At 67.5% G+C, this 305-nt stretch carries 1 protein-coding gene; it reads right to left on the bottom strand.

What is annotated here, in order from left to right; translation table 11 throughout:
* Positions 1 to 305: transposase (locus D9599_RS30965; RefSeq protein WP_198385168.1), on the bottom strand; the 305-nt coding region annotated here is incomplete at both ends.

Here is a 305-nt window from a genome sequence, read left to right as displayed (position 1 = left end):
GCTGGCGGTCTCGATGACGCGGCCCGCAATCTTCAGCAGGTGCAGGCGGAGGGTGGCGAACTCGGCACTGGCCAGCGGGTGCGGCTTGGGGATGCGGTCGCGGAGCGTCAGCATCAGCCAGTAGGCGGCCGTGTGCAGGATGAGGCGGAGCTGGTTGGCCAGGGGCGACCGGCAGGAGGTACGGTCGGAGGCGAGCTGTGTCTTGTGCAGCTTGATGAGGTTCTCCGCCTGTCCCCTGGCGCAGTAGAGGCTGTCGTAGATCCATTCGGCACTGCCTCGGGCGAAGCTGGTCACCACGAAGCGGG

Source organism: Roseomonas sp. KE2513 (assembly GCF_016107305.1).
Lineage (GTDB): Bacteria > Pseudomonadota > Alphaproteobacteria > Acetobacterales > Acetobacteraceae > Roseomonas.
This window is presented reverse-complemented; position numbering and strand designations above follow the sequence as displayed.